The following is a 14,264-nucleotide window of genomic DNA, read 5'->3' as shown; positions in this document are numbered from 1 at the left end:
CGGGAGGAATGGGAAGTGACGCCCCGGCGACTCGCCGCCGAGATGGCCGGCGATCGCAGGCCGCTGCTGATCGACTGCCGCACGCCCGAGGAGCACGCCGTGGCCCGAATCGAGGGCGCCGTGCTCATTCCGATGGGGGAGCTTGCCGGCCGGCTTGAGGAGCTGGAGGTGCATCGCGAGTCGCGGATCGTCGTCCACTGCCATCGGGGGCAGCGGTCATTGCGAGTCGCGTCCTTTTTGCGCGGGCAGGGTTTCTCGGATGTGTGGTCGCTGGCGGGCGGGGTTGATGCGTGGTCAACCGGCGTGGATCCAAGCGTGGCGCGGTACTAGTTATAGGACCTAGCAGACGAGGGACGCGTACCGCCGCAGAAAACCGGTTGTTGCAGGACAATTTTGCAAAATGGTACAGGAATTTGCACTTCGAACTGGACATCTGGGCAAAAACCGAGTAATCTGATAGACTGGTAGAGTCATGTTGAGGAGAGGAGAACGAACTCCATCAGCATGCGTCGCGTGTCTGGGCGAAGAGCCTCCAGTCCACCGTTGGTGGTGAAAGGCCGTCTTGCCAGGCGACTGGTGCGGAATCGGCTCGACAGCCGGTCCCGAGCGCGCGATAGTGTTTATCGTTCAAAGTCCAGCCTACGGTCCGGGCTCAAACAGTACAGGAGAGTGTGAGAAATGAACCAGATCAAGACCCTTTTGTGTGGCGCCGCGTTGACCGCCGTCGTTGCGACTCCCGCCCTTGCCGACTTCCCGATTCGGGACGCCGGCGTGCTGCAGGTCGGAGTGGCGCTTCAGGACGCCGGCTTCTTCGAGAACAACGGCAATGTCCTCTTCGGCCTTCGCTTCACGCTCGACCGCAACGTGACGCAGGGCAGCGGCTACGGCCTGATCCTCGATAGCTTCGGCTCGTTCGACCTCGGGTCGGACACCGAACTTGCCCTCTACACGGGCGACGGGCTGCAGATCCTCGCCATCAACGACGACTACGATCAGGGCGACATCTACGACGCCTACATCGCTGCCGGCGACGCACCCCAGCCGAACGATCCGTTCAACGGCACGACGCGGCAGGGCAACATCACCAACGAGATCAACCTGCTCGCTGGTGAGTACCTCGTCGTCATCGGCCCCTACAACACCACCTGGGACAGCTTCGACGCCCAGGATACCGAAGTGAACAACTTCCAGGGCAGCGGCGAGTGGCTCTGCTCCGTCCTGCTCTACGAAATCCCGGCGCCCGGCAGCCTCGCCCTGCTCGGCCTCGGCTCGCTCGCGATCGGTGGCCGTCGCCGCCGCGCCTGAGCCTCACCGCCTCTGACGATTTCGGACCGAAATCCCCAGCACCTCGCGCTTGTCGCGAGGTGCTGTCTTTTTCGCCCGCCGTCGCGCCGCCTTCGATCGCTGCTACGAGCGCGGATGGAACTTCGCGTGCACTTCGCGCAGGCGGCTGGCGTCCACGTGCGTGTAGGTTTGCGTGGTCTTGATGTCCGCGTGCCCGAGCAGTTCCTGCACGACGCGCAGATTCGCTCCGCCCGAGACGAGGTGCGTCGCGAAACTGTGCCGCAGCATGTGCGGGTGCACGTTACGAAGGCCGGCGGCCAGAGCCTGGCGGCGGACGATCTGCCAAATGGCGATGCGCTCGAGTGGCCGGCCCGAGCGCGAGAGCAGAAGTCGTTCATCGTCGCGGCCCATCGCCTTTTCGGCAAGCACCGGGCGCAGCGCGTTGACATAGTCCGCGATCGCTGCAAGCGCGGGCTTGCCCAGTGGAACGAGGCGCTGCCGGTTGCCCTTCCCGATCACATCCACCACGCCCAGCACTGCATGCACATCGCGCACGCGCACCCCCACGACCTCGCTGGCGCGCAGGCCGGCGGCGTACAGGAGTTCAAGCAGCGCGCGATCGCGAACCCACAGCGGGCCCTGCGATTCGTTCGGGGCCGCGAGGAGCTTCTTCATCTGTATCGGCGACAGGCAACCGGGCAGCCGCTGCCAGCGTGTCGGCGTTTCAAGCAGGTCGGCCGGGTTGCGCTCAAGGCGTGCGTTGGCGTGCAGGAACCGGAAGAACATGCGAATCGTGGCCAGGTGGCGGCAGATGCTCGAAGTCGAAAGCCCCCGATCGGTCTTGAGCGTGCGCACGTGGGCGGCCAGATCCTCGGGCTGCACGCTCACCGGGCCCGGGCGCTGCATGGCGATCAGGTTCTCTTCAAGGTCACGCAGATCGGCTGAGTAGGCGCTGAGCGTATTGGCCGCCAACCCACATTCCACGCGAATGAAGGTCAGGAAGTCGCGGATTGAGCCGGTCCAGGAACTATCGTGCATCTCGCGCTCTCGCAGGAGCGTATCGAACTGCCGGCGGCCGCGGCTGCAAAACCACGCGCAGCGGTACGGTTGCCTTTGCCCGGCTGTGGTCGCCCCGCGAAAACGGCCATACGCTTGACGCTGGGTTTAAGCGGGTGCGGCCGGGGGGCGGCGGCCCGCCAACCGGTTGCTCCGACTTGCCTTGTGCGAGGAAGATCCATGGCTCATCAGTGCTCTCTCACCGGCTTTCTGTCGCTCGCGCTTGGCATGGCTGCGGCGGTACTCGTCACGCCCGCCTGTTCCGACGACAAGCCGCCGCCGAAGCTCACCACCCCGGAACTGACACCCAATCCGCTGCCTCGCTACCTGCGCGGCACGGTCCTCTACGAGGCCGAGTTGCGCGGCTACGGCCGTTCGCTCGTGCAGGGCTACGGCGTCGTCGTCGGTCTCGACGGCACCGGCTCGGCGGACACCCCGCTGCCTATTCGGGCGTACCTCGAACGCGAGGGCGCCAAACTGCTGCCCGATCCGCGGATCGAGACCGAGCGGCGCATCACCATGACCAAACTGCTTCAGGACAAGAACACGGCGGCAGTGCTCGTGCAGGCGGTGATCCCCGCCGGAGCGGTCAAGGGCACGCGCTTTGACGTCATGGTCTCGGTGGCGCCGGGTTCGAGCACCACCAGCCTCGAGGGCGGTCGCCTCTGGACCACCAATCTGAGCAGCGGATTCACCGGCGCGGTGCAGGGCGTCAAGCCGGTTGCGCAGGCGCACGGCGATCTGTTCATCAATCCCTTTGCCCCGGACGACCGCAACTCGCTCGCCGGCGGTGTCGACTGGGGTCTGCCGGATCCTTCCGCGCCGGAGGGCCAGTCCAGCAGCGCAGGCGTGGTCGTCGATCGGCGCGTGGCGCGCATCCTCAACGGCGGCGTATTGACCGACGACATGCCACTTATCCTCCAGCTGCGCACGCCGAACTTCGGGAGGGCCCGCGCGATTATCGACGCGATCAACTCGCGCTTCCCGCAGGAGCCTTCGCAGACGCGGCCCACGGCCGACCCCGTGGCCGGCCACTCCGACGAGCAGATTCTCATTACCGTTCCTCCCAGCCGGCATGCCGACTCCGAGGTCTTCGTGGAGACGATGCTGCACACTCAGATCTTCCAGGGCGGCATCGAATCGCGTGCCAACTTCCTCGCCCAGTGGATCACGGAGAATCCGATAGACGCTGTTCCCGTGACCTGGTGCTGGGTGGCGCTGGGCGAACTGGCGATTAACGGCTTTTCACACCTCTACACCTACCCGGACGTGATTCCCCGCCTGGCGGCGCTCAACGCCGGCGCCCGGCTGGGCGATCCGCGCGTCGTGCCGCACCTCGTCGAAGTCGCCGTGGACCCCGACAACGCGCTTCGCGTGGATGCGATCAACCTGCTGGGCGACATGCCTGCTTCGCCGCGCATCAGCCTGGCGCTGCGCGAATTGCTCAACGACGAGTCGTTTGACGTGCGCGTGGCGACGTTCGACGCCCTGCTCAAGCAGCGCGACCCGTTGGTGAAGCGCATGACGCTCGATCCGCAGCAGGAGTTCGAGGTCTACGCGGTGCCCTCCGAAAAGCGCATGGTCTACGCCACGCTGCAGGACAAGCCGCAGCTGGTCGTGTTCGGCTCGGACAACGGCTTTGCGGACGAAGTGCTCGTGCAGGCGCTCTCGGACCGGCTGCAGATCGTGCGTTACGGCAGCGATGAGCCGCTGCGCGTGCGCTACCGCAGCAAGGGCGCTCTGGAGGCGGTGGAATACGAACCGCCATCGGATCTGATCGGCTTCATCACGTTCCTGGGCGCCCGGCCGTCGCAATACAGCCTTGACCCATCGCTGGGGCTGACTTACGGCGAAACCGTGCGCGTACTGTACGAATCGGAAGTGCAGCGCGGCCTGAACGTGCGCTTCGTGCCGGAGCGCAACACGCTCATGCAGGCGGTGATCGACAGCATCCGAAACGCCGCGCCGGACGAGCGGCCGGAGACGACGCGGGATCCATCGCTCCTCGATGCGGACCCCGATGCGCCGCCGGCTGAATCCACGATTCACGAGCGGTGAGCGGCGTGATGGAGGATCACGCCGCCGGAGTGGCTGCAAGGCGGGTGCTCGATCGGTGCGCGGAACTCGGCTTTGCGCTCAGCGGCGTGGCCCCCGCCGAGACCATCGAGCACCACCGCGAATTGATCGCCTGGCTCGAAGCCGGCCGGCACGGGCAGATGGAGTACCTCGAAGCGCATCTGGCCCAGCGCATCGATCCGCGCAAGAAACTGGTCGGCGCGCAGTCGGTTATCTGCGTGGCCGATCGCTACGCGGCGTCAGAATCCGAGATGCAGCCGCCCTGCGGGCGAACCGGCCGCATCGCGCGCTATGCGCGCGGTGACGACTACCACCGCGTGATGAAGCGACGGCTGCACGAGCTGTGCGATGCACTCGCGGCCGAATTCAACGAACACCAGTTCGTCGCCTGCGTTGACACGGCTCCGGTGCTCGAGCGCGAGCACGCGCGGCGTGCGGGGCTGGGCTACGTCGGCAAGAACACCATGCTCATCGAGCCGGGCGTGGGCAGTTACCTGCTGCTGGGCGAGGTCATCACCACCCTGCCGCTCGAAACGAATGCACAGCGGTATGACGACCATTGCGGCTCGTGCACGCGCTGTCTCGACGCCTGCCCGACAGGCGCGCTGACGCCGTGGTCGCTTGACGCCACGGCCTGCATCAGTTACCACACGATCGAGTTGCGCGGCCTGATTGACGAGCAGTGGCATGAAGGGATCGGCGACTGGATCTTCGGCTGTGACGTGTGCCAGGAAGTCTGCCCCCACAACGGGGACACGCCGCGCACGCAGGCGGCGCCGGTTCACGAGGCCTATCGCCCCAGGCGCAACGGCTTCGACCTGCTCGAGATTCTCAACTGGTCGCCGCACGATCGCCTTGCCGCCTTCACTCGCTCGGCCATGAAACGGGCGAAGTTGTGGATGATGAAGCGCAATGCCCTCATCGCCGCGGGCAACCACCTCGCGCGGCAGCGCGATCCCGATCTGCTCAATAGAATCGCTCAACTGGCCGCCGACGCGGCTGAGCACGAAGTCGTTCGCGAAACGGCGCGGCAGGTGCTCCAAAGGCTGAACTCATCACCCCGGGAGGAACAACACAATGCGCCACGTTCTGGTTGAATGCGTCCTGCTTGCGGTCGCAGCCGCGTCTCTGGTCGGATGCGAAACAACAACCGTACGCGGGGAGAGGGCTGACGCTGAGGCTGCCGCGAATCACGGCGTCCAGTCGGCGAGCCTGGGGGCACATGACATGGCGCTGGCGGACGGGCAGGTCTATCTCGGCGGCCAGCCGTCGCGCGCCGATCTGGCCGCCGCGGCGCACTATCCGGGCCTCGAGTCCGTGCTCGACCTGCGCCGCGAGGGAGAGAACCGCGGCTTTGACGAGGCGGCCGAGCTCAACCGCTTCGGCATCGAGTATGAAAACGTTCCGGTGGGCGGGCCGGAGGAACTCACTGACGAGGCGCTCGACGAATCCCTGCGCATCATCCGGACCAGCGAAAAGCCGCTGCTGGTGCACTGCGCCTCGGGGAACCGCGTCGGTGCGGTGTGGATGGCCTGGCGCATGCTCGAGGACGGCTACACCGCCGAGCGGGCCGAGGCGGAGGCACGCCTGGCGGGGCTGCGCAATGATGAGTTCATCCCCGTCGTGCTCGACTACGTCCAGCGCCGCCGGGACGCACTGGACCGCCGATGAACGCAGCCGCGGCGGCTTTGCGGACTTTGCCGTGCTTTTCAACGATGCGGCTCGCGCCTATCTTGCCGACTCATTGCGCTGCACAGCCGGGCAGCGGGCGACTCAACAAGGAGACCACAGGCAGTGGCCGAAGAACGCACAACCCCGGGAATGAAAGCGGCGCTGTCCATCGCCGGAAGTGACAGCAGCGGCGGCGCCGGCCTGCAGGCGCACCTCAAGACCTGGGCCGCGATGAACGTCTTCGGCTGCTCGGTGGTCACCGCCATCACCGCTCAGAACACGCGCGGCGTGCAGCGCGTCGAACACGTCGCCGCTGATCTCGTCGAAGATCAGATCGAGTCCGTCGTTGGCGACATCGACTGTCAGTCCACCGTCACGGGCATGATCGGCACCGTCGCGATCGCCGACGCCGTCGCCAAGGCGATCAAGCGGCATCAGCTGCAGCCGCTCGTGGCCGATCCGGTCATGGTCAGCAAGTCGGGCGCGAAACTGGTTGACGACGCCGTGGCCCGGTCCGTGGCGGAGAAGATCTTCCGATTCGCCGCAATCGTCACTCCCAACCGCGTCGAGGCGGCGCGGCTGCTGGGCGGGCAGAACTGCAACACGATCGCCGAAGGCATGGCGGCCGCGAAACAGATCGCCAAAAAATTCGGCTGCCACGCCGTGGTCGTGACCGGATTCGAGCGGCCCGGCCCCACGCCTGACAGCCCGCCGGAAATGGTCGATGCATTCTGGACCGGTGAAGAGACGGTCGAACTGGTGGCCGAAAAGCGGCAGGGCGGCAACACGCACGGCGCCGGCTGCACCTTCGCCGGGGCCATCGCCGGCGGCCTCACCCTCGGCAAGCCGCTCAACGACGCCGTCGAGCAGGCTCGGAATATCGTCAGCGAAGCGATTCGCCAGAACATCAACATTGGCCAGGGCAATGGGCCGGTCAATCATCTGGCGTGGCTGACCGTGAAGAAAAAGTAGACCGCGGCGCGGCTCCGCGACGCTCGGCCCGAAGCCGCGTGTGCAGCGCGCTGTGGTGGCTGTGGCTCACCGTGCTGGCGCTGGCGGCGCTGAGCCGGTTCTTTGCCGCGCTTGCCTGGCCGATCGATCTGCTGGCCAACGTGAGTTACTTCGCATTCATCCCCGCTCTGATCACGGCTCTGGCGGCGGCGGTCAGGCGGCGCTGGCTGGCGGCTGCGGCGGCGGTCATGCTCGCGCTCATTGCCGCGTGGCCCGTGCGCTGGATGCTGATCAATCCGAACGCGGCCGCGGCGCCCGGCAGTGGGGCAGACGGCCACGTGGTTCGCGTGCTCGAAGCGAATGTGCACGGCAGCCATGCGGCGCTCGACGGGCTCATCACCCTCATCGAGCAGGTCCAGCCCGACGTCGTCGTCGCCATCGAAGTGCAGCCGGGCCTCGAAGCCTACCTGGCTGACAACGAAGCCGTCAAAGCCATTCTCCCGTTCGCGATCGGGCCTGAGCGCGGCATGTTGTGGCGCGACATGATGCTCAGCCGCCATCCGATGCACCGCCTGCACTTCGACGGCGACGATCAGCGCTACCAGCACCTCTTCGCCTACCGCCGTTCGTGCTTCATCGAAGACCCGCAGGGGCGCTATCTCCTGACGGCGATGCACCCGCCCAGCCCGCGCGAAGCGGCGTCGTGGATGCGCGGCAACGAGTGGACCTCGTTGCTGGCCGAAGTCTGCCAAGAGCACATACTGCCCACCGGCGTGCCCGTGGTCATCGGCGGCGATTACAACACGACGCCAGGTGGTTACCGCCATCGCATCATGCTCAGCCGCAGCGGGCTCGTTCCCTCCGACAGGCTCGGTGGAATCGAAGGCACGTGGCCCAGCGACTGGCCCGGGCCGGCGCGGCTGACGCTCGATCGCGTGTGGGTGTCGCCTGGTGTGCGGCTTCTTTCGCGCGAAGTGCTCGATGACATCGGCTCAGACCATCGGCCGATCCTGGTCACGCTTTCGCTGCCCACGCCGCCGGTCCGCAATGAGGTTGAGAATGGTCGATAGAACGAGATCGTCATGAAGATTCTGCACGTCTGCACTTCGATCGACCCGCGAACCGGCGGCCCGGCCAATGTGCTGGCCCGGCTGGCGCGCGTGCAGGCGGAGAAGTGCGGCCATGAGGTGCACATCATCACCGCCGACGACCCGGCGCGCGTGCGAGATGTGTCGGCCGGCCTCGGCGGCGCTCGGCTCGCAGCGGGGGGCCCGGCGCGCGGCCCGCTCGCCAAGGGGCCGCGCACGGCCGCGCTTCTCGACGAGCGCCTCGCCGCCGGGGTCGATCTCGTGCACATCCACGGGCTCTGGCAGCACGCCCCGCACGCCGCGGCGGCCAAGGCGCGCAAGGCCGGCGTGCCCTACATCTTCCGGCCCTGCGGCATGCTTGATCCGTGGTCGCTCAATCAGGGGCGAATCAAAAAAAGACTATTCCTGACGCTCGTCGCGCGCCGGCATCTGAACCATGCCGCGGCGCTGCACTTCACCACGGAAACCGAGCGCCGCCTCGTCGCGCCACTCGGCCTCGCCCCGGCTGCGCATGTCATTCCCAACGGACTCGACTGGACGGAGTTCGAGACGCTGCCGCCGCGCGGCGCGTTTCGCGCAGCGCACGGCATCGGCGATCGGCCGCTGGTCATGTTCCTCAGCCGCGTGCATCACAAGAAGGGCCTCGATCTGTTGCTGCCGGCCTTTGCGCTGCTCGCGAATCGCCAGGCGATGCTCGCGATCATCGGGCCAGGCGAGCCGGAGTACGTCGAGCAATTGCAGGCTCAGGCGCGGCAACTGGGTATGGCCGATCGCGTACTCTTCCCGGGAATGATCGGCGGGCGCGCCCGGCTCGAGGCGCTGCACGATGCGGACCTCTTCTGCCTGCCCAGTTATCAGGAGAACTTCGGCGTGTCGGTCATCGAAGCGCTGGGCGTCGGCACGCCGGTGCTCATCTCAGATCAGGTCAACATCCACGACGAGGTGGCCGCGGCGGGGGTGGGGGAAGTTGTGCCCTGTCGCGTCGAGCCGCTTGCCGCGAGGCTCGAAGCCATGTTCGCCGACCGAAGCGCTCTGGCGGAGATGGGCGCGCGGGCCCGGCCGTGGGTGGAGCGCACGTTCCGCTGGGATGTGATCGCGGGGAAGATTGACGCGATGTACGCCGAGGTGGTGCGCGCGTAGCGGATCGTCTCAATGCCGGATGATGCGCCCGTAGAGGGCCTCGAGCTCACTCACGTAGTTGGACCAGTTCCACTGCTGAGCAAAACGTTCGGCGGCGGCCTTACCCATCGCCGCCAGCCGCTCGGGGTGGGAGAGCAGACGCTCGATCGCCCGGGTCAGCGCCTCGGCGTCGCCGGCGGGCGCCGTCTCGCCGGTGATGCCGCTCTCGATGAGTTCGGGGTTCGACTGCACGTCCGATGCGACGACCGCCACGCCTGACGCCAGACTCTCTGCGATGGCAAACTGCGGCTCGACCGACAACTTGCGAAACGGCAGCACCACCAGCAGCGACTCACTCATGAGTCGGGCCAGGCTCATGCCCGGCTCGTAGGGGAAGCGGTGGATGTGCACGTTGGGATGTCGGCGAGGCAGCTCGTCAATACCCGGCACTTCGTTCCACGCCGGGCGAATCGCCATCGTGAACGTGAACTGAGGGAACCTGGGCGCCAGCGCGTCGAATGCAGCCAGGCTGAGATCGCCCCCGTTCATCTCGTTGGCGTCGCGCCAGAAGAGTACGCGGTTGCGAGGTGCGGCCGCACTGAAGCCCTCTTCGGTCCGCAGGTCGCGAATGACGCCGTGGCGAATCTGCGTGACCGCCAGCCCGAGGCTTTCGTACCGCCGGGCCACGTACGCGGTGGCGGAGCAAACGGCGCCAAGTCGGCGCAGGAGCCAGCGTCCGGCCCGGCCGCCGCTCCTGCTGACTTCGCCGTTGAGCACCGTGGCGACGACGGGCGTGCGCATCGCCGAGGCCGCGAGCGCGCCGCCGAGTTGGGCCGTGCGCATGAAGCCGAAGAGGTGCAGCACGTCGAGCCGCTGCCGGCGCACGATGCGCCGGATCTGCGCCACCTGTCGCAGCAGCGCGCCCGGCCGCACGCCGTCGGTGGATCGGGCGCCGCGCATCTTCTCCGGCCGCACGCGCGCATCGGTCACAAAGTGCGTGTGCAGGTCCCGCGGCATCATCGCGGGAAACGTGTGCTGGGGCCCGAACTCATTCGTGATCAGGTGTACTTCGTGGCCGGCCTGGTGCAGGAGGCGGGCCGAATGCGCCGGCACCTGGATGTGACCCGAGACGTTGTGCTCGTGGCCGATCTCGCTGGCCAGCATGGAGGCGTAGATGCCGATTCTCATTCGCCGGCCCGGCGGAACAGGACATAGCACCGGCTGCACAGGCGCGGCATGAGCCGCGACAGCAGGCGATCGCAAGCGGCCACGGCCGGCGCCAGCCAACCGGGCACGGCGTTATACGCCTGCATGCTCAGGAAAAATGCGCCGCGGCTGTAGATGTACTCGCCTCCGCTCGCTCGGCCGCGCTCGATCACTTCTTCAGGCGCCAACCGCGTCGTCGATCGCTTGTTGTCTCCCCAGCGCGGCCGGCGGCCGTTAACAAACTCGGCCAGCACGTAACCCCCCGGCCGGGTCACGCGAAGCATCTCTGACACGACGTCGAGCGCGTAAGCCGGCGACTCGGTCTGATTGAGCAAACGGATGGCGTAGACAAAGTCGTAGGAGCGGTCCGGCCGGCCGGTTCGGGCGGCCTCGCCGACGACCATTTCAAACTCTCCCCCTCGCCCGGCGATCTTCTCGTTGAGCTTCTCGAGCATGTGGGGCGACGCATCCAGCCCGCCGACGTTGTAGCCGGCGCTTCTGGCTTCCAGAAGAAGGCGTCCTGTCCCGCAGCCGACTTCGAGAATCCGCGCCCCGCGGTCCACATGCCCGAGCGCTTCGAGCAGGATGTCGCGCTCGAGTGCGTGGATGCGCCGCCCGGCCGGGCTGGTGAATCGTTTGTCGTCGTACGCGGCCGCCTGGGCCTCAGAGTAAGCCGTTTCACGAGCCGGGGCGTTTGGCGCGGTGGTGGGAGGCATGTCGATTCAATTCCTCTGCTTCCGGGGCGTTGCCCGGCTCAGGTATCGGCTTGAGCCGGACCCACAGTGTAGGGACACGCTCCAAGGGCCACCGGCAGCAAGATGCTGCTGCTGACCTCTGACGGTCTGCCCGGCTCACCCGTAGCCGCCAGGCGCCAGCCCGGCGGCCGGATCCAGATCGACCGAGTCGCCCCGGGCGCTTGGCGCTGGCTCGTACTCCTGCTCCGCAGCCAGCGCTCGCAGCAGCGCCACGCCCAGCGAACTGTACAGCACGAGGAACACCAGCGTCACGCTCACCCGGGCCATGATGTAGCCCTCGAACAGAGCCCCGAGGAAAAACATCGGGTAATACGCGCAGACGAGATCGGCCAGCGGCGCGTGCTCGCCCAGCCAGGACCGGGCGCGGAGCAGGCGAAAGGCCTGCGCGGCGGAGACGATCATCAGCCCGATGAGCACGATGACCATCCCGAAGCCGTATGCCGCCCACGCGAGCAGGTAACTGTTCTCGCTGGCGTCCTGCGACTTGGTCGCGTGCACGCCCGCGCCGATGATCGGATTCGCCATCCCCTCCTTGAGCAGCGTAAGCCAGACGCTGGCGCGCGTGTTCTCAACGGAGGTGAGTCGGGAAGACGCTGATCCGATGTCCAGGCCTGGCACGAACTCGATCGCCGCAAACGCGACCGCCGCCGCGATGGGCAGCAGGAGAATGGCCTGCCCGATGCGACGCCAGAGGAGGAGAGTGCTGCCTGTCAGCACCATGAGCAGGCCGGTGCGCGAGCCGGTCCACATCAGCAGTACGCCGTCGATCCCCAGCAGGGCGATCCAGAAGCCCAGATACCGCCGCTGCGGGTCGTTCATGGCCAGCCAGAGCAGCAGCACGCACATGATGCTCAGGTACACGGCGCAGTGCTGCGGATTGCCCGTGAGGCCGACAAACCGTGAGGAATTGCTCACGGTAAGCACTGAGGGATTGACGACCAGTTGCACGAACACGCCGAGGATCCAGATGACGTTGGCCACCGTCAGCGCGCGGAAGAGTTTGTGCCAGTCGGTCCACTCGCCGGCGAACGACGTGCCGAAGTAGCCCAGGGGCATGAGGGTCGCGACCGCAAAGCCCAGCGTCGCCACGCCGTCTTTCGGGTCGCCGTGCACGAGCCGCAGCAGCCCGGCGAGTCCGGCGATAACCAGCAGCACGACGGTCGGCGCCGCGAGGCGCTGAAGCGCGCGATGCGCAAAGAGCCCGATGACCACGATGAACAGCAGTGCACCGCCCGAGAGAAACAGGTGCGATCGGTACAATTGGATCGGCGTCCAGAACGTCACCACGAGCCGGCCCAGCCAGTTCACCTGGATGCCCAGTGCGGCGGCGAGCACCATCCCCGCCACGATCCACACGCCGCGCACCGGCCGGCCGGTCGCGGCCAGGGCAATGATGAGTCCGATCGTGCCTCCGACGATCACGCCCAGCAGCAGTGGAACGGACAATTGCGGCATATCGACACTTTCGAGCGAACGGGTGCGGCGGCTCGACCGCGGGGCTGCAGCGCGGCGCTGCGACTCCCTCAGTTTTCGTCACAATCGTATGGGCATCTCAGAAAGAAGTATGCCCCTTCGACGGCGCGAAGGGGCATGGGATTGACTGAATTCTGCGGCTGCGGCGGGAAACCGGCTTCAGTTGCCGCCGTTGCCTCCCGAGCCGCCTTCTCCGCCTTCGCCCTCGCGGCGGACGGTGCGCTCGACCTGCCTGGCTGCGGTGATGAGCCGCTGGCGCACCTGCTCGCTGCGGTCCTCGGTCCGACGGGCGATGATGCGTGCCGCTTCATTCCGCAGTTCGGGCAGATTGGCCTGCTGCTCCGGCGACAGTTCGGCCTTTGCGCGATCGATGATGCGGGCCGGGCCGGAGTGAATGATGAAGCGGTAGGCTCGCGATTCGCGCCGATTGTTGTTGCTCGTGCCGGCGAACGACCCCATTTCCAGCTCTTCGAGCACGCCGGCGAGCGTAGTGTTGATTGCGTCGATGTACTCCGACTCGGTGCGCCGCTTGGGATCGGAGTTCTTGACGCTCTGCCACAGCACCACGCCATCCGCGCCGCCGTCGCGCGCTGCGGTCAGGAAGTTGCGCACCTGAGGCGCCGTGGCCCAGCTGCCTTCGTACTCCGAAAGGCCCCAGTACACCGTGCGGATGCTCACGTACGGATACACGGGCGGCCGCCGACCGGTGCGGCTCTCGACGTCGCGGCTCAGACGCACGGCTTCCTGCGCCTTGTCGCGCATCAGCGTCTCGATCCGCTCGTGCTCGGGGTCCAACTCAAAGTATCCGGTGTAGGAGTACGGGCAGATGACATCCACGCGATCCCACAGCCAGGTCGAGCGATCGTTGAGCGCCCGGGTTTCTTCGGTGGCCGGTGCGTTCCGGTCGGCTGCCACGAGGCTGTAATAGCCCCACTTGGCGTTGGGCCGCATCTGCTTCGCGAGATCGAGCGACTCGAGGAAGAACCGCCGCACCGCGGGCTGATACGCCGCATCCGCCACGGCAAGGGCTTGCTCGCGAGAGAGCGAAGGCTGCTGGCGCAGCACGGCCTCGATGCGCGGCTCGCGAATGGCGGAGTAGTTCTTGTTGTACAGCGAGAGCGGATACCCCTCGTAGTCGAGAATCGCCAGTCCGTCGAAATCCGGCGGGAGGTAGCGGTCGATCCCGGTCCGCAGGGCGGCGAGATGGGCCTCCATGTCCACGTACTCCGGACCTTGCTCCGACAGGCAGCCGGCGTTGTGCTCGTAGAGAATCCGGGTGTTGGCGTCGAGGCCGAGATCAGCGCCCGTGAAGGTGCCGCTCCAGTCGCCGGTCGTCTGCAGGTAGAGATGAAAGTCCGAGTTGCCGCTCCATCCGAGCGCGTGGGGCGAGACAGGAACGGCCAGGAGAGCCGCAACAAGGCCTGGAACGCACTTTGAAAAGCCGCCGGTACGCATTGAAATCCTCCTCCCACAGCGGGCGCTCGGATATCGACGCCCCTGCGATTGATTCTCGCATAGAGCATCCGATACTGGGCTCAGATTTCAACCAATGTCGCGCAGTTTCCCCCACTTCGCCATCGCTACG

13 protein-coding genes are annotated in these 14,264 nt (G+C 66.7%); 8 read left to right on the top strand and 5 right to left on the bottom strand.

Going from position 1 to position 14,264, the window contains the following annotated elements:
* Positions 1 to 15 precede the first annotated feature (15 nt).
* Complete coding sequence (locus tag IT430_00955) at positions 16 to 330, top strand: hypothetical protein (protein ID MCC6906484.1); 315 nt, start codon at positions 16 to 18, stop codon at positions 328 to 330.
* A 348-nt stretch (positions 331 to 678) separates the two neighbouring features.
* Positions 679 to 1,305: a PEP-CTERM sorting domain-containing protein gene (locus tag IT430_00950; GenBank protein MCC6906483.1), complete on the top strand. Its 627-nt coding sequence runs from the start codon at positions 679 to 681 to the stop codon at positions 1,303 to 1,305.
* A gap of 102 nt (positions 1,306 to 1,407) precedes the next feature.
* On the opposite strand, the gene IT430_00945 is transcribed toward IT430_00950, so the two are convergent.
* Positions 1,408 to 2,322, bottom strand: coding sequence for a tyrosine recombinase (locus IT430_00945; protein MCC6906482.1), 915 nt, complete (start codon positions 2,320 to 2,322; stop codon positions 1,408 to 1,410).
* A gap of 198 nt (positions 2,323 to 2,520) precedes the next feature.
* Between IT430_00945 and IT430_00940 the strand changes: the two genes are divergently transcribed.
* The 6 genes from IT430_00940 (at position 2,521) to IT430_00915 (ending at position 9,266) form a co-directional block, all read left to right on the top strand.
* The gene (locus IT430_00940) at positions 2,521 to 4,398 is read left to right on the top strand and encodes a flagellar basal body P-ring protein FlgI (GenBank protein MCC6906481.1); all 1,878 of its coding nucleotides are present in this window, start codon (positions 2,521 to 2,523) and stop codon (positions 4,396 to 4,398) included.
* Complete coding sequence (queG, locus tag IT430_00935) at positions 4,395 to 5,513, top strand: tRNA epoxyqueuosine(34) reductase QueG (GenBank protein MCC6906480.1); 1,119 nt, start codon at positions 4,395 to 4,397, stop codon at positions 5,511 to 5,513. The genes IT430_00940 and queG overlap by 4 nt, the downstream gene beginning before the upstream one ends.
* Before the next feature lie 130 nt (positions 5,514 to 5,643).
* Positions 5,644 to 6,087: a hypothetical protein gene (locus IT430_00930; GenBank protein ID MCC6906479.1), complete on the top strand. Its 444-nt coding sequence runs from the start codon at positions 5,644 to 5,646 to the stop codon at positions 6,085 to 6,087.
* A gap of 123 nt (positions 6,088 to 6,210) precedes the next feature.
* Positions 6,211 to 7,059, top strand: coding sequence for a bifunctional hydroxymethylpyrimidine kinase/phosphomethylpyrimidine kinase (gene thiD / locus IT430_00925; protein ID MCC6906478.1), 849 nt, complete (start codon positions 6,211 to 6,213; stop codon positions 7,057 to 7,059).
* Positions 7,035 to 8,108: an endonuclease/exonuclease/phosphatase family protein gene (locus IT430_00920; protein MCC6906477.1), complete on the top strand. Its 1,074-nt coding sequence runs from the start codon at positions 7,035 to 7,037 to the stop codon at positions 8,106 to 8,108. The genes thiD and IT430_00920 overlap by 25 nt, the downstream gene beginning before the upstream one ends.
* A gap of 12 nt (positions 8,109 to 8,120) precedes the next feature.
* Positions 8,121 to 9,266, top strand: a complete 1,146-nt coding sequence (locus IT430_00915; protein MCC6906476.1) for a glycosyltransferase — start codon at positions 8,121 to 8,123, stop codon at positions 9,264 to 9,266.
* A gap of 9 nt (positions 9,267 to 9,275) precedes the next feature.
* Here the strand turns inward: IT430_00915 and IT430_00910 are convergent, their stop codons facing one another.
* The 4 genes from IT430_00910 to IT430_00895 form a co-directional block, all read right to left on the bottom strand.
* Positions 9,276 to 10,433: a glycosyltransferase family 4 protein gene (locus IT430_00910; GenBank protein ID MCC6906475.1), complete on the bottom strand. Its 1,158-nt coding sequence runs from the start codon at positions 10,431 to 10,433 to the stop codon at positions 9,276 to 9,278.
* The gene (locus tag IT430_00905; protein MCC6906474.1) at positions 10,430 to 11,167 is read right to left on the bottom strand and encodes a class I SAM-dependent methyltransferase; all 738 of its coding nucleotides are present in this window, start codon (positions 11,165 to 11,167) and stop codon (positions 10,430 to 10,432) included. The genes IT430_00910 and IT430_00905 overlap by 4 nt, the downstream gene beginning before the upstream one ends.
* A 135-nt stretch (positions 11,168 to 11,302) precedes the next feature.
* Positions 11,303 to 12,652, bottom strand: coding sequence for a hypothetical protein (locus tag IT430_00900; protein ID MCC6906473.1), 1,350 nt, complete (start codon positions 12,650 to 12,652; stop codon positions 11,303 to 11,305).
* 186 nt (positions 12,653 to 12,838) lie between these two features.
* Entirely contained in the window at positions 12,839 to 14,134 is a 1,296-nt protein-coding gene (locus tag IT430_00895) for a hypothetical protein (GenBank protein MCC6906472.1), read from the bottom strand.
* Positions 14,135 to 14,264 lie beyond the last annotated feature (130 nt).

The organism is Phycisphaerales bacterium (genome assembly GCA_020852515.1).
Classification (GTDB): domain Bacteria; phylum Planctomycetota; class Phycisphaerae; order Phycisphaerales; family UBA5793; genus UBA5793.
Note: the sequence above shows the minus strand (reverse complement) of the source record. Positions and strands in the feature narration are given on the sequence as shown.

Excerpts from the sequence above, each read along its gene's own strand:
- IT430_00940 (MCC6906481.1), top strand. The coding sequence starts at position 2,521 with ATGGCTCATCAGTGCTCTCTCACCGGCTTTCTGTCGCTCGCGCTTGGC.
- IT430_00910 (MCC6906475.1), bottom strand. The coding sequence starts at position 10,433 with ATGAGAATCGGCATCTACGCCTCCATGCTGGCCAGCGAGATCGGCCAC.
- IT430_00950 (MCC6906483.1), top strand. The coding sequence starts at position 679 with ATGAACCAGATCAAGACCCTTTTGTGTGGCGCCGCGTTGACCGCCGTC.
- IT430_00915 (MCC6906476.1), top strand. The coding sequence starts at position 8,121 with ATGAAGATTCTGCACGTCTGCACTTCGATCGACCCGCGAACCGGCGGC.
- IT430_00905 (MCC6906474.1), bottom strand. The coding sequence starts at position 11,167 with ATGCCTCCCACCACCGCGCCAAACGCCCCGGCTCGTGAAACGGCTTAC.
- IT430_00930 (MCC6906479.1), top strand. The coding sequence starts at position 5,644 with ATGGCGCTGGCGGACGGGCAGGTCTATCTCGGCGGCCAGCCGTCGCGC.
- IT430_00895 (MCC6906472.1), bottom strand. The coding sequence starts at position 14,134 with ATGCGTACCGGCGGCTTTTCAAAGTGCGTTCCAGGCCTTGTTGCGGCT.
- IT430_00945 (MCC6906482.1), bottom strand. The coding sequence starts at position 2,322 with ATGCACGATAGTTCCTGGACCGGCTCAATCCGCGACTTCCTGACCTTC.